Genomic DNA, 678 nt, shown 5'->3' with positions numbered 1-678 from the left:
CTTCCTTCAAACAGGAGAATTAGTTTCGGTCCAGACTGGGTCTCATACATAGGCTCCTGGAGCGGACCTCGGAGCCGAGTACTTCACGGAATAACCACGACCGTCGCTCTTTGGGCACTGACAACAGAGAAGCGCCCCGCCGATGAGCTGCAGACCAGACGCGCCCCAGCCGATGAACAGAGACGCCCCCAGCTCGCGCTTCTGAGCCTCAGACAGAATGGGGTTGTAGAAGTCACTGATGACGGTGTGCGCGCACCAGCAGACCGGGATCAGGCACAGAACGCCACCCACCAGGAAGAAGACGCCGGCCGCGACCCCCACTTTAGCCTTTGCGTCCCGTTCTTCAATGCAGTTGGTGCACTTGCCTCCAGCGACGGCCAGGAAAAGTCCCAAGAAGGTCACGAGGATTGAGATGATTACAAGCGCTCGAGCTGCCTGGAGATCTTGTGGCAGTGCCAGCATGGAGTCGTAGACCTTGCACTGCATCTGGCCCGTGCTCTGCTGCACGCAGTTCATCCAGAGGCCTTCCCAGAAGGTCTGCGCGGTCACGATGTTGGTGCCAATAAACGCCGTCACCTTCCACATGGGGAGCGCGCAGATAATGATGTCTCCCACCCAGCCGAGGACCGCGAGGACAGTGGCCAACATCTGAAGTCCAGCAGATGCCATTATGTTTTT

1 protein-coding gene is annotated in these 678 nt (G+C 58.3%); it reads right to left on the bottom strand.

Annotated elements, in window-relative coordinates:
- Nucleotides 1-42 precede the first annotated feature (42 nt).
- Nucleotides 43-678 (bottom strand): hypothetical protein (locus DK871_RS28435; RefSeq protein WP_218581573.1); only part of this gene is annotated, 636 nt, incomplete at its 5' end.

This window comes from Pseudomonas sp. L13, from assembly GCF_009935965.1.
In the GTDB taxonomy this organism is placed as follows: domain Bacteria; phylum Pseudomonadota; class Gammaproteobacteria; order Pseudomonadales; family Pseudomonadaceae; genus Aquipseudomonas; species Aquipseudomonas lactis.
The sequence above is the reverse complement of the archived record's forward strand: the minus strand, read 5'-3'. Positions and strand labels throughout refer to the sequence as shown.